This is a genomic window from Streptomyces sp. DvalAA-43 (assembly GCF_900091725.1).
Lineage (GTDB): Bacteria > Actinomycetota > Actinomycetes > Streptomycetales > Streptomycetaceae > Streptomyces > Streptomyces pulveraceus.
In genome coordinates, this window is the sequence record NZ_FMBW01000019.1 from 65,170 (window position 1) to 83,797 (window position 18,628).

General features: G+C 70.2%; 15 protein-coding genes. 4 read left to right on the plus strand and 11 right to left on the minus strand.

Going from position 1 to position 18,628, the window contains the following annotated elements; translation table 11 throughout:
* Positions 1–219 precede the first annotated feature (219 nt).
* The 4 genes from GA0115234_RS04120 to GA0115234_RS04135 all read right to left on the minus strand — a co-directional run bounded on the left by GA0115234_RS04120 (position 220) and on the right by GA0115234_RS04135 (position 5,769).
* Positions 220–1,548: a class I SAM-dependent RNA methyltransferase gene (locus tag GA0115234_RS04120; RefSeq protein ID WP_093539455.1), complete on the minus strand. Its 1,329-nt coding sequence runs from the start codon at positions 1,546–1,548 to the stop codon at positions 220–222.
* Between the two features lie 120 nt (positions 1,549–1,668).
* A complete protein-coding gene (locus GA0115234_RS04125) occupies positions 1,669–3,717 on the minus strand; it encodes an APC family permease (protein WP_093539456.1) in 2,049 nt (682 codons plus the stop codon).
* Between the two features lie 134 nt (positions 3,718–3,851).
* A complete protein-coding gene (locus GA0115234_RS04130) occupies positions 3,852–4,901 on the minus strand; it encodes a 1-aminocyclopropane-1-carboxylate deaminase (protein ID WP_093539457.1) in 1,050 nt (349 codons plus the stop codon).
* A 127-nt stretch (positions 4,902–5,028) separates the two neighbouring features.
* On the minus strand, positions 5,029–5,769 hold the full coding sequence (locus GA0115234_RS04135; RefSeq protein ID WP_093539458.1) for a GntR family transcriptional regulator: 741 nt from the start codon (positions 5,767–5,769) through the stop codon (positions 5,029–5,031).
* Positions 5,770–6,065: 296 nt separating this feature from the next.
* Here GA0115234_RS04135 and GA0115234_RS04140 point away from each other — a divergent pair, with 296 nt between their 5' ends.
* Together GA0115234_RS04140 and GA0115234_RS04145 are read left to right on the plus strand one after the other, a co-directional pair.
* Positions 6,066–6,734, plus strand: coding sequence for a potassium channel family protein (locus GA0115234_RS04140; protein ID WP_093539459.1), 669 nt, complete (start codon positions 6,066–6,068; stop codon positions 6,732–6,734).
* Positions 6,734–7,411: a potassium channel family protein gene (locus tag GA0115234_RS04145; protein ID WP_093539460.1), complete on the plus strand. Its 678-nt coding sequence runs from the start codon at positions 6,734–6,736 to the stop codon at positions 7,409–7,411. The genes GA0115234_RS04140 and GA0115234_RS04145 overlap by 1 nt, the downstream gene beginning before the upstream one ends.
* Before the next feature lie 123 nt (positions 7,412–7,534).
* Here the strand turns inward: GA0115234_RS04145 and GA0115234_RS04150 are convergent, their stop codons facing one another.
* The 5 genes from GA0115234_RS04150 to GA0115234_RS04170 form a co-directional block, all read right to left on the minus strand.
* Positions 7,535–8,296: a DUF3159 domain-containing protein gene (locus GA0115234_RS04150; protein WP_093539461.1), complete on the minus strand. Its 762-nt coding sequence runs from the start codon at positions 8,294–8,296 to the stop codon at positions 7,535–7,537.
* Between the two features lie 3 nt (positions 8,297–8,299).
* Positions 8,300–8,716 carry an OB-fold nucleic acid binding domain-containing protein gene (locus GA0115234_RS04155; RefSeq protein ID WP_093539462.1) on the minus strand — a complete coding sequence of 139 codons (417 nt, stop codon included), beginning with the start codon at positions 8,714–8,716 and terminating at the stop codon, positions 8,300–8,302.
* A gap of 98 nt (positions 8,717–8,814) precedes the next feature.
* Positions 8,815–9,507 (minus strand): response regulator, encoded by a 693-nt coding sequence (locus tag GA0115234_RS04160; RefSeq protein WP_093539517.1) that lies wholly within the window; start codon positions 9,505–9,507, stop codon positions 8,815–8,817.
* A 136-nt stretch (positions 9,508–9,643) separates the two neighbouring features.
* The gene (locus GA0115234_RS04165; RefSeq protein WP_093539463.1) at positions 9,644–12,187 is read right to left on the minus strand and encodes a sensor histidine kinase; all 2,544 of its coding nucleotides are present in this window, start codon (positions 12,185–12,187) and stop codon (positions 9,644–9,646) included.
* 199 nt (positions 12,188–12,386) lie between these two features.
* A complete protein-coding gene (locus GA0115234_RS04170; RefSeq protein WP_093539464.1) occupies positions 12,387–13,136 on the minus strand; it encodes an ABC transporter ATP-binding protein in 750 nt (249 codons plus the stop codon).
* A gap of 275 nt (positions 13,137–13,411) precedes the next feature.
* Here GA0115234_RS04170 and GA0115234_RS04175 point away from each other — a divergent pair, with 275 nt between their 5' ends.
* Both GA0115234_RS04175 and GA0115234_RS04180 read left to right on the plus strand, forming a co-directional pair.
* Positions 13,412–14,320 carry a M20/M25/M40 family metallo-hydrolase gene (locus tag GA0115234_RS04175; protein ID WP_093539465.1) on the plus strand — a complete coding sequence of 303 codons (909 nt, stop codon included), beginning with the start codon at positions 13,412–13,414 and terminating at the stop codon, positions 14,318–14,320.
* Between the two features lie 23 nt (positions 14,321–14,343).
* Positions 14,344–15,774, plus strand: a complete 1,431-nt coding sequence (locus tag GA0115234_RS04180) for a M1 family metallopeptidase (RefSeq protein ID WP_093539466.1) — start codon at positions 14,344–14,346, stop codon at positions 15,772–15,774.
* A gap of 64 nt (positions 15,775–15,838) precedes the next feature.
* Here the strand turns inward: GA0115234_RS04180 and GA0115234_RS04185 are convergent, their stop codons facing one another.
* Positions 15,839–16,501 (minus strand): potassium-transporting ATPase subunit C, encoded by a 663-nt coding sequence (locus GA0115234_RS04185; protein WP_093539467.1) that lies wholly within the window; start codon positions 16,499–16,501, stop codon positions 15,839–15,841.
* A gap of 23 nt (positions 16,502–16,524) precedes the next feature.
* On the minus strand, positions 16,525–18,621 hold the full coding sequence (gene kdpB / locus GA0115234_RS04190) for a potassium-transporting ATPase subunit KdpB (RefSeq protein ID WP_093539468.1): 2,097 nt from the start codon (positions 18,619–18,621) through the stop codon (positions 16,525–16,527).
* Between the last annotated feature and the right edge of the window lie 7 nt (positions 18,622–18,628).

The following is an 18,628-nucleotide window of genomic DNA, read 5'->3' on the forward strand; positions in this document are numbered from 1 at the left end:
CGCCCCGGTGACCACAGCCATGCGGCTCAGCCAGAGCCTCAGGGCCAGCGTCATCCGAGCGTCAAGAATCTTCAAACGAGGCCCTGAAATCGACGCCGCTGCGTTTGCCTCCGTCATGAAAGCGCAGGTCAAACCGCCTCCAGGAGGCGGTCTGTCCGCTCAACCCGCTGCACGGAGGAAAACAGGTCGAGCGATCACCACGCGCCACTAAACCGCAGGTCAAACGCCCTTGTCCGCAAGCTCCAGAATCGCCACGCACTCCACGTGTGACGTCATCGGAAACAGATCGAACGCCCGCAACGTCCGCACCCGGTACCCGCCCTCCCGGAAGTAAGCCAGGTCCCGGGCCAGGGCCGCCGGGTCGCAGGCCACGTAGGCGATGCGGCGGGCGCCGAGGGCGGAGAGGTGGGTGACGACCTGCTTGCCGGCGCCCGCGCGGGGCGGGTCGAGGACGATCAGGTCGCATTCGGTGATGCCGGTGCGCGGGAGGATCTGGTCGACCTTGCCGTGTTCGATGCGGACGCGGTCCAGGTCCTTCAGGTTGTGCCGGGCGTCCTCCACCGCGCGCTTGCCGGACTCGATGCCGAGGACGGCGCCCTTTTCGCCGATGCGCTGGCCGATGGCGCCGGCGAACAGGCCGACGCCGCAGTAGAGGTCGAGGGCCATGTCGTTCTTGCGGGGCAGGAGGCCTTGCATGACCGCGCGGACCAGGGTGTTGGCGGCCTGCGGGTGGACCTGCCAGAAGCCGCCGGAGCCGACGCGGTAGGTGCGGTCGTCGGCGCGCTCGCGGACGAAGGCGCGGCCGTGCACCCGGTGGACGCCGCCGTCGCGCTCGTCGACGCGCATCACCGAGACGGGCTTGTCGAGCTCGACCAGGGGCAGCCGGCCGCCGGGCCTCGGGGTGAGGATGACCTGGCGGTCGTGGGAACCCGTGGCGGCGATGGCCTCCACCGTGGCCATGCCGGGCCAGTCCCGCTTCTCGATGCCGAGCTCCGTGACGCCGGGGGCCGCGATCAGGCAGCGCTCGACGGGCTCCACGTCGTGCGACCGGTGCTTGCGCAGGCCTACCTTGCCGTCCTCGTCGATGGCGTACTGGACACGGGTGCGCCAGGCGGGTACCTCGCCCGCCGGGAGCTTGTCGCCCTCGGCCGGCATGACCGTGCCGTCCCAGCCCGCCTCCTCGGGTGTGAGGCCCGCGAGGCGCTGGAGCTGTTCGGCGATCACTTCGCCCTTGAGCCGGCGCTGGGCGCCGGGCTTGGCGTGCTGCCAGTCGCAGCCGCCGCACTTGCCGGGGCCGGCGTACGGGCAGGGCGCCTCGACGCGGTCCTTGGACGCCTCGATGATCCGTACCGCGTCGGCGCGCAGGAAGCGGGAGTCGCTCTCGCCGTCCGTGATCCTGGCGACGACCTTCTCGCCGGGCAGGGTGTGCCGTACGAAGAGGACCCGGCCTTCCGAGGTACGGGCGATGCAGTGGCCGCCGTGTGCGACGGGCCCGACCTCGACCTCGTACTCCTCCCCGACCAGCGACGACGTGGGTTCGTTCTGCATGAGGGGGTGGCTCCAGAGATCAAGGGAAAAACGGCCGGACAACAACCCACGAGTCTACGTGGATGTCGTCCGGCCGCTTACCACGAGCGGGACACGAGCGGAAGCGGACAAGAGGGGTGGTCAGCTCTTGCCGCTGGGTTCCTTGGGCCTGCGCTCCACGGGGCCGCGGCGCACCGAGCCCGGCGCGTTCCATTCGGCGCGCTTCCTGGCACGCTTCTTGGCCGCCTCGGAGGACTCCAGCTGATACGGCACGGAGGTCACCATGACGCCCGGGGTGAACAGCAGCCGCCCCTTCAGGCGCAGGGCGCTCTGGTTGTGGAGCAGGTGCTCGTACCAGTGGCCGACCACGTACTCCGGGATGTACACGCTCACGACGTCGCGCGGGCTCTCCCGGCGCAGGCCCTTCACGTAGTCGATGACCGGACGGGTCACCTCGCGGTACGGGGAGTCGAGGATCTTCAGGGGGATGTCGATGCCGCGCCGCTCCCAGTCGTCCTTGAGCGCCTTGGTCTCGGCCGGGTCGACGCTGATGGAGAGAGCCTCCAACTGGTCGGAGCGGATCAGCTTGGCGTAGGCGAGGGCGCGCAGGGTGGGCCGGTGGAGCTTGGAGACCAGGACGATCGAGTGGACCCTGGAGGGCCGGATCGTCTCGTCGGACGGGGTCTCGTCGGCGGCGATCTCCTCGGCGACCCGGTCGTAGTGCTTACGGATCGCGGTCATCGTCCCGTAGAAGATCACCATGCCGAGGAGCGCGACCCAGGCGCCGTGGGTGAACTTGGTCGCGAGCACGACGACGAGCACCAGGCCGGTGAAGAAGGCGCCGAAGGTGTTGATCGCGCGGGAACGCATCATGTGACGGCGCTTGGCCGGGTCCTTCTCCGTCTTCAGATGACGGTTCCAGTGCCGGACCATGCCGGTCTGGCTGAGCGTGAAGGAGACGAACACGCCGACGATGTAGAGCTGGATCAGCCGGGTCGAGTCGGCCCCGTAGATCCAGACCAGCAGGATCGCCGCGCCAGCCAGCAGCACGATGCCGTTGGAGAAGGCGAGCCGGTCGCCGCGGGTGTGGAGCTGGCGGGGCAGGTAGCGGTCCTGCGCGAGGATCGAGCCGAGCAGCGGGAAGCCGTTGTACGCGGTGTTGGCGGCCAGGAAGAGGACGAGTGCGGTGGCCGCCGCGAGAATGACGAAGAAGAACGTGCCGTCGCCGAAGACCGCGGCCGCGACCTGCGAGATCACCGGGTCCTGGACGAAGGAGGAGCCGACCGGGACGCCGTGGTTGATCAGGTCCTTGGCCGGGTTCTCGGCCATCTTCACATCGGTGGCCATGGCCAGGCCGATGATGCCGCAGAACATGGTGACGGCCAGCAGGCCCATCATCGCGAGAGTGGTCGCGGCGTTCTTGCTCTTCGGCTTGCGGAAGGCGGGCACGCCATTGCTGATCGCCTCGACGCCGGTGAGGGCGGCGCAGCCGGAGGAGAAGGCCCTCAGCAGCAGGAAGACCAGCGCGAATCCGGCGAGTCCCTGGTGCTCGGCCTTGATCTGGTAGCCCGAGGTCGGGGCGTGCATGGTGTCGCCGAGGACCAGACCCCGGAACGCACCCCAGATGATCATGATGAAGACGCCGGCCACGAAGAGGTACGTGGGAATGGCGAAGAGCTTGCCGGATTCCTTGACGCCGCGCAGATTCATCAGGGTCAGCAGCACGATGGCGACGATCGCGCACACCGTCTTGTGCTCGACGACGAACGGGATCGCCGATCCGAGGTTCTCCACCCCGGAGGCGATCGACACCGCGACGGTCAGCACGTAGTCGACCAGCAGCGCACTGGCCACGGTCAGGCCGGCCTTGGGGCCGAGGTTGGTGGTGGCGACCTCGTAGTCGCCACCACCGCTCGGGTAGGCGTGCACGTTCTGCCGGTACGAGGCGACGACCGTGAACATCAGGACCACCACGGCCAGCGCGATCCAGGGGCTGAAGTGGTAGGCCGACACGCCCGCGACGGAGAGCACCAGGAGAACTTCTCCTGGTGCGTACGCCACCGAGGACAGCGGGTCGGATGCGAAGACGGGAAGGGCGATGCGCTTGGGGAGGAGCGTTTCTCCCAGCTTGTCGCTGCGCAACGCCCGTCCGATCAGAATCCGTTTGGGCACGTCGGTCAGTTTGGACACGCAGAGGATCGTAAGCGTTCTGTATGCAAGCCGCAGACGCACCACCCCCGTGGCCCTGCAATCTCCTGCGCCCGGCCGAAAAGGCCACGGAATCCTTAACGAAATCCTTGCGCCGGAGATCGGAATCCTTACGCTCAGGCGTCCGCGAAAAGGGCGCTGTACCCATTGAGCGCGGGCTGGCCGCCGAGATGTGCGTAAAGGACGGTGGAATCGCGGGTGATCTCTCCGCGTGCCACGAGGTCGATCATTCCGGCCATCGACTTCCCCTCGTAGACGGGATCGGTGACCATGCCCTCGGTACGGGCGGCGAGCCGCATCGCGTCGAGTGTCGTGTCGTCGGGGATGCCGTAGGTGCCCGCGTGGTAGCGCTCGTCGAGTTCGATGTCGTCCGCGGTGAGTTCCCGGCGCACCCCGATGAGCCGTGCGGTGGCGGCCGCGATCCGGGCGATCTGTGCGCGGGTACGCGCGGGCTCGGCGGAGGCGTCGATGCCGAGCACGCGTCGCGGGCGGGCGCCCGCCTCTTCGAGCGCGGCGAAGCCCGCGACCATGCCGGCCTGGGTGGAGCCGGTCACCGAGCAGACCACCACGGTGTCGAAGAACACGCCGAGCGCGCGTTCCTGCTCGGCGACCTCGTACGCCCAGCCGGCGAAGCCGAGCCCGCCCAGCGGGTGGTCGGAGGCGCCCGCGGGGATGGCGTACGGCTTGCCGCCGCCCTCCTCCACCTCGCTCAGCGCCTGCTCCCAGCTCTCCTTGACCCCGATGCCGAACCCGGCGCGCACCAGGCGGACGTCGGCGCCGGCCAGGCGGCTGATCAGGATGTTGCCGACCTTGTCGTAGACGGCGTCGGGCCACTCGACCCAGCTCTCCTGGATGAGTACGCACTTCAGACCGGCGCGGGCGGCGACCGCCGCGACCTGGCGGGTGTGGTTGGACTGCACCCCGCCGATGGACACGAGGGTGTCGCAGCCCTTCGCCAGGGCGTCGGCGACGAGGTATTCGAGCTTGCGGGTCTTGTTGCCGCCGTAGGCGATGCCGGAGTTGCAGTCCTCCCGCTTGGCCCAGACCGCGGCGCCGCCGAGGTGCTCGGTGAGCCGGTCGAGCCGGTGCACGGGCGAGGGGCCGAAGAGGAGGGGGTAGCGGTCGTAGGAGGAGAGGGAAGGGGAGGCTGGCGTTGCGGTGGTCACGGGGGCTCCCTGGCTCGGTGATGGGGTGGGCGCTGTGACGGGGTGGGTGCGGTGGCGCGGTGAGAACGCGGTGAGAAGTGGGGCTGTGGGAGGTGAGGGGTGAGGGCTTTGACGGGTGTGCGTCGGTCTACTCGGGCGATTCGACGGAGCGCTCCGGCGTCTCGTCGGGCGACTCCGGCGTCTCGTCGGGCGACTCCGGCGTCTCGTCGGGCGACTCCGGTGTCTCGTCGGCGAGCTCTTCGAGCCTCTGCCAGATCGCGGCGGTGATCCGGGCCACGGCTTCGGCATCGCGCTCCGCGCACGCCTCGATCAGCCGCTCGTGCAGTTCCGCGGAGCCGTGCGCGGAGCCGGCCGTACCGAACTGCCGCCACTCCAGGCGCCGGATCAGGGGGGTGTAGCGCTCCACGGTGGCGGCCACGGCGCGGTTGCCGCAGGCGGTGACGAGGATGTCGTGGAGCCGGTCGTCGGCGTGCAGCGCTTCCGCCACGTCGCCGCGACGGGTCGCGTCCCGGAAGCGGTCGTTGGCCGCGCGCATGGCGGTGATGTCCGCGTCCGTGAGCCGGGGCACGGCGGTCCTGGCGGCCAGTTCCTGCATGGCCCGCACGACGGCCGCCGCGTCCCGGACATCGCGCGGTACCAGCCGGGTCACCCGGGTGTAGCTCTGTGGCTTGGATTCGACGAGGCCCTCGCCGGAGAGCCTGGACAGCGCGTCGCGGACCGGGGCCCGGGAGAGCCCGAGGCGTTCGGCGAGGTCGGCGTCGCGGACGGGGGCACCGGGCGGGAGGTCACCGCGGACGATGGCGTCGCGGATCGCCTCGTAGGCGGTGTCCCGCAGCAGGGTCCGTCGGACGGGGCGCAAGGTCTCCATGAACTGACATGTTAGATGTCTGTGGTCTCGGTGCTCAAGGGTCCGTACGGCACCGGTCGCGATCGGCACCCTTCGCCGTCCGGCAAGGGCCGTGATCGGCGGCCCGCGCCGTCCACCGGGCGGGGGCGCGGCGAAAGCGCACTCGGATGAGGCTTCGCATTCCCGGCCGCATAAGCTCATCCTGGGCAACGGGACAGACCGTTGCCCCGTTGTTTGCCCGGCAAGCTGAGAAAGAAGTGTGAGCAGGGTGTTTTCGCAGGTCAGCCGGACGACCAGGACTGCGAGGTAGGCGCAAGGTGCACATCGTCATCATGGGCTGCGGGCGAGTGGGGGCCGCTCTCGCGCAGACCCTGGAGCAGCAGGGGCACTCGGTCGCCGTCATCGATCAGGACCCCACGGCGTTCCGTCGCCTCGGGTCCGGATTCGGCGGGCGGCGCGTCACGGGTGTCGGCTTCGACCAGGACACCCTCCGCGAGGCCGGTATCGAGGAGGCCGGTGCGTTCGCCGCGGTGAGCAGCGGCGACAACTCGAACATCATCGCCGCCCGGGTGGCCCGCGAGATGTTCGGCATCGAGAATGTCGCGGCGCGGATCTACGACCCCCGCCGGGCCGAGGTCTACCAGCGTCTCGGGATCCCCACGGTCGCCACCGTGCGCTGGACCGCGGACCAGATGCTGCGGCGGCTGCTGCCTTCCGGCGCGGAGCCGCTGTGGCGGGATCCGAGCGGTGGTGTGCAGCTCGCGGAGGTGCACACCACACCGTCCTGGATCGGCCACAAGATCAGCACGCTGCAGGAGGAGACGGGCGTCCGCGTGGCGTTCCTCACCCGGCTGGGCGAAGCCATACTGCCCACCTCGCAGACGGTGCTGCAGGAGGGCGACCTGGTCCACGTGATGATGCGTACGGACGAGATCGCGAAGGTCGAGGCGGCCTTCGCCGAGGGTCCTGAGGAGGGCGGTCACTGATGCGTGTCGCGATTGCCGGGGCCGGTGCGGTGGGCCGTTCCATCGCGGGCGAGCTGCTGGAGAACGGGCACGAGGTGCTGCTCGTCGACAAGGCGCCGACGGCCATCTCGGTGGAGCGGGTGCCGATGGCCGAGTGGCTGCTGGCGGACGCCTGCGAGATCACCTCGCTCGACGAGGCGGCGCTCCAGCGCTGCAGCGTCGTGATCGCCGCGACCGGCGACGACAAGGTGAATCTGGTCGTGTCGCTGCTCGCCAAGACCGAGTACGGCGTGCCGAGGGTCGTCGCCCGGGTCAACAACCCGAAGAACGAGTGGCTGTTCAACGAGGCCTGGGGCGTCGATGTGGCGGTCTCGACGCCGCGTCTGATGTCGGCGCTGGTCGAGGAGGCGGTGAGCGTCGGCGATCTGGTCCGGCTGCTGCGCTTCAGCCACGGTGACGCCAACCTGGTCGAGCTGACGCTTCCCCCGGAGTCGGCGCTGGCCGGCACCCGGGTCGGCGAGGTGGCCTGGCCCGAGGACACCTCGCTGGTCACCATCATCCGTGGTCAGCGCGTTCTGACACCGAGCACCGAGGAGACCCTGGAGGCCGGTGACGAGTTGCTGTTCGTGGCCGCGCAGGCGCGCGAGGAACAGCTGGAGGACCTGCTGTCGGTACGCCGGGGCGACTCGGACGACTGAGCCGGGGCGCATCGGACGACTGATCTGATCTCATCCGATCTGCGGGGCGGACGTACGGAAGGGGCCTGGAACCGTGTGACACGGTTCCAGGCCCCTTCCGCATGTCGGGCGACGGCCCGGTGCTCAGTGCTCCTGGTTGCGCACCGCGGCGGCCGCGGCCGCCTTGCGCTCCTTCTCGGCCTGTTCCTCGGCCTCCATCTCGGCGAAGACGTCGATGGGCGGCGGCGCCTTGGCGAGGAAGACCCAGGTCAGATAGACCGCGAGGAGGAACGGGGGGATCTTCAGGGCGACCAGGACCCAGCCGAACTGGGTGGTGTCGGCCCACCAGTACAGCGGGAAGAGGATCGCGCACTTGGCGAGCAGGATCAGCCCCCAGGCGTAGCTGGCCTTGGCGTACGCCTTCTTGCGGCCGGGGTTCCTGGTGCGCCAGGAGAGGTTCTCCTTGAACACCGGCCCCAGGATCAGACCGATCAGCGGCAACCCGGCGAGGGTGGTGATCAGGTAAGCGAGGGCCAGGCCGAGCGTGTAGAGCATGCCCGGCAGGTAGAAGTCCTTGGCGTTGCCCGTCATCTTCGCGAAGACCACACCGAAGGCCACACCGAAGACGCCGCTGAAGGCGTGCTTGACGGTGTCCTTCCGGATCAGTCGCACGGCGACGAGGATCAGGGACACCGCCAGGGCCGCGAGGGCCGAGCTGTTCAGATCCTTGTTGATCGTGAAGATGGTGACGAACAGCAGCCCGGGGACGACTGTCTCCACCATGCCCCGGACACCGCCGAACGCCTCGAAGAGCGCGGCCTCGGTGACCGCCTTCGCGTCGGTCGCCTCCTGATCGGTACGGGTGGTGCGGTCCGTTTCGGACGTCGGCTTGTCGAGAGACGTCACCGGCTACTCCTTGCCGAGCGGTCGGAGTTCATATTTGGGGTTGAACAGCACCCGGCGCCCGTGACTCATGGCGATCCGGCCCGAGGCGATGAGCTTGCGGCCCGGCTCTATGCCCACGATGGAGCGCCGGCCCAGCCAGACAACGTCCAGCGGCGCGGTGCCGTCGAAGAGCTCGGCCTCCAGGGCGGGCACTCCGGCGCGCGGTCGCAGGGTGACGGTCCGCAAGGTACCAGTCACCTTCACGATCTGGCGGTCGGTGCACTCGGAGATCCGCGTGCAACCCGAGGCCTGCGCGTCCTCCTGCAGCTCCTCGGACTCCAGGTCCTCCTGGGAGCTGGACAGCCGGTCGAGCATCCGCCGGAAGCGGCCGGACGGCTTTTCCGCCCTGCCGGGCTTGTCGGGTCGGGGAACAGCACTCATACCCGAAGGGTACCGGTCCCGGCTGCTCCGGGCGGGTGGTCCCGGTCTCACTCGAACGGGTGAGCTGGGCACGGTACGGAGGAGGGCCCGGCGCCCGTTCAGCCGCGCTCGAAGCGGTATCCCATGCCCGGCTCGGTGACGAAGTGCCGGGGGTGCGAGGGGTCGGCCTCCAGCTTGCGCCTGAGCTGGGCCATGTAGACCCGCAGATAGTTGGTCTCGGTGCCGTACGAGGGCCCCCAGACCTCCTGGAGCAGCTGCTTCTGGCTGACCAGCCGCCCGCTGTTGCGGACCAGGACCTCCAGCAGATGCCACTCGGTGGGGGTGAGGCGTACGTCGCGTCCCGCGCGATGGACCTTCTTCGCCGCGAGGTCGACGGTGAACCCCTCGGTCTCGACCATCACGATGTCGTCGGAGCCCTGCTGCCCGACGGGTTCGGCGCGGCGGACCGAGGCGCGCAGCCGGGCCAGCAGCTCGTCCATGCCGAACGGCTTGGTGACGTAGTCGTCGGCGCCGGCGTCCAGCGCCTCCACCTTCTCGTCGGAGGTGTGGCGGGCGGAGAGCACCAGGATCGGCACCCGGGTCCAGCCGCGCAGCCCCTTGATCACCTCGACACCGTCCATGTCCGGCAGCCCGAGGTCGAGGACGACGACATCGGGGTGGCGGGCGGCGGCGAGCTGGAGGGCGGTCGCGCCGTCGGGCGCGGCGTCCACCTCGTACTTGCGCGCCTTCAGGTTGATCACGAGGGCGCGTACGATCTGCGGCTCGTCGTCGACCACAAGCACCCGGGTCATGGGGGCCCTGCCTTTCTGCTGTGCGGCGATCTTCCGGGACGTACCGGAGATCATGAGGTGACCTGTGCGGTCATGGGGTGTCCCGCGTGGTGCGGTGTCCGGCCGGTCACCGTGTGGTGGTGCGGCGTCCGGGCGGTCATGAGGTGACCCGTGCGGGCAGGTCGGGGCTGACCGGAACGTATCCCGATGCCGCCTTGAGCGTCAGCACCATGGTGAGGCCGCCACCGGGGGTGTCCTCGGCGTCCAGGGTGCCGCCCATGGACTCGACGAAGCCGCGGGCCACCGCGAGTCCCAGCCCGACGCCCGCGCCGCGCGGGGCGTCGCCGTAGCGCTGGAAGGGCTCGAAGATGCGCTCCTTGGCGTCGTCGGGGACGCCGGGGCCGCGGTCGGCCACCCGTAGCTCGACGCGTTCGCCGAGGGCGCTGGCGGCCACGGTGACGCGTTCCGCGTAGCGGCTGTACTTCACGGCGTTCTCGACGATGTTGGCGACGGCCCGCTCCAGCAGTCCGGGGTCGACCTCGACCATCGGCAGGGTCTCGGGGATGTCCAGGTCGACGCTGTCCTCGGGGACGCCGCCGAGCGCCATCGGGACCACCTCGTCGAGGTCGATCTCGCGGATCAGCGGGGTGACCGTGCCGGTCTGGAGCCTGGACATGTCCAGGAGGTTGCCCACGAGGTGGTCGAGCCGGTCGGCGCCGTTCTCGATGCCCTCCAGGAGCTCCGCCTGGTCCTCGTCGGACCAGGCGACGTCGTCGGAGCGCAGGGAGCTGACGGCGGCCTTGATGGCGGCGAGCGGGGTGCGCAGGTCGTGGCTGACGGCGGCGAGGAGCGCCGTCCTGATCCGGTTGCCCTCGGCGAGCCGCCGGGCCTCCTCCGCCTCGCCGACCAGGCGCTGCCGGTCCAGTACGACGGCGGCCTGCGCGGCGAAGGCGCCCAGCACCCGGCGGTCCTCGGCGGGCAGGACCCGGCCGGAGAGGGCGAGGGCCATGTGGTCGCCGACGGGCATGTCCACATCGGCGTCCTCGGGCCGGGCCACCGGGCCCGGCCCGACGCTCCCGGCGCAGGTCCACGGATCGACGTCGCTGCTGCGCTCCAGCAGCGCGACGGACTCCATGCCGAAGGTCTCGCGGACCCGGTCCAGGAGCGCGTCCAGCGTCGTCTCGCCGCGCAGCACGCTGCCGGCCAGGAAGGAGAGGATCTCCGACTCGGCGCGCAGCCGGGCCGCCTGGTGGGTGCGCCGGGCCGCGAGGTCGACGACCGAGGCGACCGAGACCGCCACCGCGAAGAAGATCACGATGGCGACGAAGTTCTCCGGGTCCTGCACGGTCAGGGTGTGGGTGGGCGGGGTGAACCAGTAGTTCAGCAGCATCGAGCCGACGGCGGCCGACGCGAGGGCCGGCAGCAGTCCGCCGAGCAGCGCGGCGCCCACGGTCAGGAAGAGGAAGAGCAGGACGTCGTTGGCGAGTCCGGGGCCGCTGTCCAGGCCGGCCAGGAGCAGGGTGAGGAGGGCCGGCCCGCCGACCCCGACCAGCCAGCCCCAGATGATCCGGACCCGGCCCAGCCGGGCGCCGCGGGCGATGGGCAGGCCGCGCCCCTTGGCGACCTCTTCGTGGGTGACGATGTGGACGTCGAGGTCGGGTCCGGACTCCCGGGCGACGGTGGCGCCCACGCCGGGCCCGTAGATGTACTGCCAGGCCTTGCGGCGGCTGGAGCCGAGGACGATCTGCGTGGCGTTCACCCCACGGGAGAATTCGAGGAGCGCCGACGGTATGTCGTCGCCTATGACGTGGTGGAACGTGCCGCCGAGGTCCTCCACGAGGGTGCGCTGGACGGTGAGTTCCTTGGGGGACGCGGAGGTCAGCCCGTCGCTGCGGGCGATGTAGACGGCGAGGATCTCGCTGCCCGAGCCCTTGGCCGCCATGCGGGACGCGCGGCGGATGAGCGTACGGCCCTCGGGACCGCCGGTGAGTCCGACGACGATGCGTTCGCGGGCCTGCCAGGTGGTGCGGATGTTGTGCTCGCCGCGGTACTGCTGGAGGTATTCGTCGACCCGGTCGGCGACCCAGAGGAGGGCCAGTTCGCGCAGGGCGGTCAGGTTGCCGGGGCGGAAGTAGTTGGAGAGCGAGGCGTCGATCCGGTCCGGCTTGTAGATGTTGCCGTGGGCCATCCGGCGGCGCAGTGCCTGGGGCGACATGTCGACCAGTTCGAGCTGGTCGGCCCGGCGTACGACCTCGTCGGGGACGGTCTCGCGCTGGCGCACCCCGGTTATCGCCTCGACGACGTCGCCGAGCGACTCCAGGTGCTGGATGTTGACGGTGGACACCACGTCGATGCCGGCCTGGAGGAGTTCTTCGACGTCCTGCCAGCGTTTGGCGTTGCGGGAGCCCGGCACATTGGTGTGGGCCAGTTCGTCCACCAGGGCCACGGCGGGGGCGCGCTCCAGGACCGCGTCGACGTCCATCTCGGTGAAGACGGCGGAGCGGTACTCGATCTCGCGGCGCCGGACCTGCTCCAGGCCGTGCAGCATGACCTCGGTGCGCGGGCGGTCGTGGTGCTCGACGAAGGCGACGACGCAGTCGGTGCCCCGCTCCACCCGTCGATGGGCCTCGGAGAGCATCGCGTACGTCTTGCCGACACCGGGCGCCGCACCCAGGTAGATCCGAAGCTTGCCGCGTCCCATGGCCCCATTGTCTTCTCTTGAACCGGCTGCGTCCGATGCGGCAGCCGGTTCGAAGCTACCCCGAGAATTGTCGACAAATGGAACCGGGGGCCGGTCGGGGGACCGAATTGACAGGATTCTGACGCCGCGGGCGGGGCGCGGAGGGCCCGTTCGGGGCAGAAGAGCGCTCCCGGGCGGGCCCTCCCCCGTCCGTGCTCGACTACGCGTGCTCGACGATGTGCCCGTCGCTCAGTTCCAGCACCCGGTCCGCCAGCCCCAGCAGCTGTGCGTCGTGCGTCGCCACCAGCGCGGTGACGCCCTCGCTGCGGACCACCGCCCGCAGCAGCTCCATCACCGCGAGACCGGTCTCCGCGTCGAGCTGCCCCGTCGGCTCGTCCGCGATCAGCAGCGCGGGCCGGTTGGCGAGTGCGCGGGCGATCGCGACGCGCTGCTGCTGACCTCCGGAGAGCTCACCGGGGCGCTGCGCGGCGTGGTCGGCGAGACCGACCAGCGAGAGCAGCAGCGCCACCCGGTCCTCGCGCTCGCGCGGGTCCGCCTTGCGCAGCCGCATGGGCACGCCGACGTTCTCCGCCGCGGTCAGGATCGGGATCAGGCCGAACGACTGGAAGATGAAGCCGATCCGGTCCCGGCGCAGCTCCAGGAGCCCGTTCTCGCCGAGCTCGGCGAGGTCCGTGCCGTCGACGGTGATCCGGCCGCTGTCGGGGCTGTCGAGCCCGCCGAGCAGATTGAGCAGGGTGGTCTTGCCCGAGCCCGAGCGCCCCTTGAGCGCGACGAGCTCGCCGCGCGGCACGTCGAAGGAGACCCCGCGCAGCGCGTGCACCGCTCCCGCGCCGGAGCCGTACGAGCGGTGCAGGTCCTCCACCCGGACCATGGGCCCGGCCGCCGGCTCCTCGGCGATCGCGGTGCCGCCCTGCCCCTCGGTGCCCGTCCGGCCGGTGCTCTCGGTCATGTCTCTCCCCGTGCGTGCTCGAACCCGTCGGCCGCCAGTATGTGCAATGCGTACAGGTCTGGACAATGCCTGGCGGCTCTCGGAGCCCGTCGGGTGACCTCCGACAGGCTCTCGGGCGTACGGGCGGGTGCCGGCATGGCGGCGGCCCGGCCGGTCACGCCCCTCTCCGGAGTGCTACCGCTTTCCGACAACTTCCCGACAACTTCCTGACACCGGCGGACCAGCCTGACCAAGGTCCACCGGGGCGCATCGCCCCCGTCCTCGAAAGGGTGCGCATGACATCACGCAGGAGCCTTCCCCGGTCGGCGGCCGCGGTTGTCGGGTTGTCCCTGACCCTGACCGCGGTCCCCGCCGCCGCGGACGCGCGGCCCCCCGCCGCCCCCAACGCCCCGACCGTCTCCGAGCAGCAGGTGATGCCCCACCTGCGCGCCCTGCAACGCATCGCGGACCGCAACGGCGGCAACCGCGCGCACGGCACGAAGGGGTACGCGCACTCCGTGGCGTATGTGCGCAGCGCCCTGGACCGGGCCGGATTCCGCACGAAGCTGGTGCCCTTCACCCACGACGGCGCCACCGGCTACAACCTGATCGCCGACTGGCCGGGCGGCGACCCGGACCATGTGCTGATGACCGGCGCCCACCTCGACAGCGTGAAGGAGGGCCCGGGGATCAATGACAACGGCTCGGGTTCGGTCGCGGTCCTGGCCGCCGCCCTCCAGGTGGCCGAGTCCGGCCTGAAGCCCCGGCGGCACCTGCGGTTCGCGTGGTGGGGCGCGGAGGAGCAGGGGCTGATCGGCTCGGCGAACTACGTCGGCAAGCTCTCCGCGGCCGACCGCCGCAAGATCGACGTCTATCTCAACTTCGACCAGGCGGGCAGCAAGAACACCCGGCAGTGGCTCGTGGTCCACGACGACGAACACGGCGAGACCGAGGCCCAGCAGGCGTTCGAGGCGTGGTTCGCCGAGCGGGACATCCCCACGTTCGACATCGGTGTCGGCGGTTCGGACCACGAGTCGTTCGGCAACGCGGGCATCCCCTCGTCCGGATTCAGCACCGGCATCTCGGACTGCATCCACGAGGCGTGCGACAACCTCGCCAACGTGGATCCGAAGACGGAGAAGACCAGCACCGACGCCATCGTCGGCGTGCTGTGGAAGCTCGCCGCCACCGCGCCCCGGCACTGACCCCGACCCCCCAGGAACGAGACATGCGCAGCATCCCCGACCGACGCCGCAGGACCGTCGCCGCCCTGGTGGCCGCGGTCGTGAGCGGCTCCGTACTGGCCACCGTCCCCGCCTCCGCCGCCATCGGCGGCCCGGGGGTCGGCGACCCGTACTTCCCCGACGACGGCAATTCCGGCTACGACGTCTCCCACTACGACGTCCGCATCTCCTACGATCCGGCGCACACCGACCACCTCGACGGGGACACCACCGTCACCGCCCGCGCCCTGACCGGCCTGGACCGGTTCAGCCTTGACCTCAAGGGCTTCACCGTCGCGTCGGTCGAGGTGGACGGCGTCCCGGCGAAGAAGTTCTCCCGGGCGGGCGCCCACGAACTGGTCATCACCCCGGCCCGCCCGGTGGCGAAGGGGGCGAAGTTCGGCGTCCGGGTGAAGTACGCGGGGCGGCCCGACCCCGAGGGCTGGCACACCCTGGAGACCGGCGGCGCGAACGTGGCGGGCGAACCCCACTCCGCGACCTCCTGGTACCCCGCCAACGACCACCCGTCCGACAAGGCCACCTTCGCCCTCACCGCGACGGTCCCCGACGGCTGGACGGCGATCGGCAACGGCCTGCCCGGCCCCGAGAGCGTCAAGGACGGCCGAAGGACCTTCCGCTGGTTCGAGAACAGGCCGATGGCCACCTACCTCAGCACGGTCGCCATCGACCGGTTCACCGTCCACCGCGGCCGGACGGCCGCCGGGACACCGGTCATCACGGCGTACAGCCCGGACGCCGTCATCGACCCCGGGGCGGAGGCCGAGCAGACGGAGATCCTGGACTTCCTGACCACGAAGTTCGGCCCGTACCCCTTCTCCTCCGCGGGGGCCATCGTCGTCGGGGCCTCGAAGGAGCCCAACGACGGCCCACTGGCCCTGGAGACACAGAGCCGCCCCACCTACGGCTCCATGCTCTTCGACGGCTCGGTGGTCCATGAGAACACCCACCAGTGGTTCGGTGACAGCGTCTCGTTCAAGGACTGGCGGGACGGCTGCATCGCCGAGTGCTTCGCCCAGTACGCGGGGCAGTTGTGGGAGGAGCACAAGGGCTCCGACCTGGACCAGGACTACTACCGGTCCGAGGTGGAGCAGTACCGGAACGATCCGTCGTTCTGGGCCGTCAAGCTCTACGACCCGGGACCGGGCAAGGAACTGGACGGGGCACTGTACTTCAAGGGCTCGATGATGCTGCACGCCTTGCGCCGCACGGTGGGCGACGAGGCGTTCTTCCGTACGCTGCGGACCTGGACCCGCGACCACGCGTACGGCAACGCTTCGTTCCGGCAGTTCGAGGCGCTGGCGGCGAAGGTCTCGGGCAAGGACCTCAAGGGCTTCTTCGCGGCGTGGGTGGACGGCACGGTGATCCCGCCTCACAAGTACCTGTACCCGGGCACCCTGGGCACCCCGGCGCGGTGAACAGACGTGGCGGGGCGCCGGGTCGGCCCCGGCGCCCCGCCACGCGGGCCTGCTCAGACCCTGCTCACTTCACCAACTCCTTCAGGGCGATGTTGAGCTGGAGGACATTGACCCTCGGCTCCCCCACGAAGCCCAGGATCCGGCCGTCCGTGTGCTGTTCGACGAGCTTCTCCACCCGGTCGACGGAGAGGTGGTTGCGCTCGGCCACCCGGCGGACCTGGAGCTGTGCGTACGCCGGGGAGATGGCCGGGTCCAGGCCGGAGCCGGAGGAGGTGACGGCATCGGCCGGCACGTCCGAGGGGCTGACCGGGTGGCCGGGGACGGAGTTGTCCTTGACCACGGCGGCCTTGGCGGCGGTGACCCAGGCGATCAGTTCCTTGTTGTCGCCGGAGCGGTTGGTGGCGCCGGAGAGGATCAGCTTGTACTGGGTGTTGACGCTGTTGGTGCCCAGGCCGTTGGAGGGGCGCGGCTGGAACCACTTGAGGTCCGGGGCCGCGGTCTCCTGCCCCTTCTTCAGCGGCAGGTCGTAGCGCTGGCCGATGAGTTCGGAGCCGACGACCTTGCCGTTCGCGGATATCTCGGAGCCATTGGCCTGGTGGGGGAAGACGCCCTGGGCGACGCCGGTGACGGCGAGCGGGTAGAGCACGCCGCAGACGACGGTGAGGACGAGCAGGGCCCGCAGCCCGGCCCAGAGCAGCCGGGCGGTGTTTCCTACGGAGTTGTTCATGGCAGGTCAGCCGATTCCTAGATTCAGTTCAGCCCGGGTACGAGGGAGATGACCATGTCGATGATCTTGATGCCGATGAACGGGGCGACCAGACCGCCGAGTCCGTAGATCCCGAGGTTGCGCCGGAGCATCGAGTCGGCGCTGCTGGGCCGGTAGCGCACGCCCTTCAGGGCGAGCGGCACCAGCGCGATGATGATCAGCGCGTTGAAGACGACCGCCGACAGGATCGCGGACTGGGGCGAGGACAGCTGCATGATGTTCAGCTTGTCCAGGCCGGGATAGACCACGGCGAACATCGCGGGGATGATCGCGAAGTACTTCGCGACGTCGTTGGCGATCGAGAACGTGGTCAGGGCTCCCCGGGTGATGAGCAGCTGCTTGCCGATCTCGACGATCTCGATCAGCTTGGTGGGGTTGGAGTCCAGGTCCACCATGTTCCCGGCCTCCTTGGCGGCCGAGGTGCCGGTGTTCATGGCCACGCCGACATCCGCCTGGGCGAGCGCCGGCGCGTCGTTGGTGCCGTCCCCGGTCATCGCGACGAGTTTGCCCCCCGCCTGCTCCCGCTTGATGAGGGCCATCTTGTCCTCGGGAGTGGCCTCGGCCAGGAAGTCGTCCACGCCTGCCTCCTCGGCGATGGCCTTCGCGGTCAGCGGGTTGTCGCCGGTGATCATCACCGTACGGATACCCATCCGGCGCAGCTCGTCGAACCGCTCCCGCATCCCCTCCTTGACGACGTCCTTGAGATGGATGACACCGAGGACCCGGGCACCGTGCTCGTCCTCCAGGGCCACCAGCAGCGGCGTGCCGCCCGCCCCGGAGATCGTGTCGGTGAGCGACTGGGCGTCCTGCGAGACGCTGCCGCCGCGCTCCTTCACCCAGGCGACGACCGAACCGGTGGCGCCCTTGCGGACCTTGCGTCCGTCCACGTCGACGCCGGACATGCGCGTCTGGGCGGTGAAGGCGACCCACGCGGCACCGGACAGTTCGCCCTGGTGGCGTTCGCGCAGCCCGTACTTCTCCTTGGCGAGCACGACGATCGAGCGGCCCTCGGGCGTCTCGTCGGCCAGCGAGGAGAGCTGGGCCGCGTCCGCAAGTTCGGCCTCGGTCGTGCCCTTCACAGGGACGAACTCGGCGGCCTGCCGGTTGCCCAGGGTGATGGTGCCGGTCTTGTCGAGCAGCAGGGTCGACACGTCTCCTGCGGCCTCGACGGCACGCCCCGACATCGCGAGCACATTGCGCTGCACGAGGCGGTCCATCCCGGCGATGCCGATCGCGGAGAGCAGGGCGCCGATGGTCGTCGGGATCAGGCAGACCAGCAGTGCGGTCAGCACGATCATCGACTGCCCCTGCCCGGCGTATATCGCGAAGGGCTGGAGGGTGACGACGGCGAGCAGGAAGACGATGGTGAGGGACGCGAGGAGGATGTTCAGCGCGATCTCGTTGGGTGTCTTCTGCCGGGCGGCGCCCTCGACCAGGGAGATCATCCGGTCGATGAACGTCTCGCCGGGCTTGGTGGTGATCTTGACGACGATGCGGTCGGAGAGCACCTTCGTCCCCCCGGTGACGGCGCTCCGGTCGCCTCCGGACTCCCGGATGACCGGGGCGGACTCGCCCGTGATCGCGGACTCGTCCACGCTGGCGACGCCCTCGACGACATCTCCGTCGCCGGGGATGATGTCACCGGCCTCGCAGACCACCAGATCGCCGATGCGCAGCTCGGTGCCGGGCACCCGCTCCTCGCTCCCGCCGGTCAGCCGCCGCGCGACGGTGTCGGTCTTGGCCCTGCGCAGCGTGTCGGCCTGCGCCTTGCCGCGTCCCTCGGCGACCGCCTCCGCCAGGTTGGCGAAGACCGTGGTCAGCCAGAGCCAGGCGGCGATCGCCCAGCCGAACCACTCGCCCGGGTCCAGGCACGCCAGCACGGTCGTGAACACCGAGCCGATCAGCACCACGAACATCACCGGGGACTTGACCATCACCCGGGGGTCGAGCTTGCGTACCGCGTCCGGGAAGGACCGGACCAGCTGCGCGGGGTCGAACAGGCCCCCGCCGACGCGTCCTTCGCTCCGGTGCCCCGTGGGCGTGTCCGGGTGCGGTGCCCGGGTGGGGGTGACAGTGGACATCGAGTCC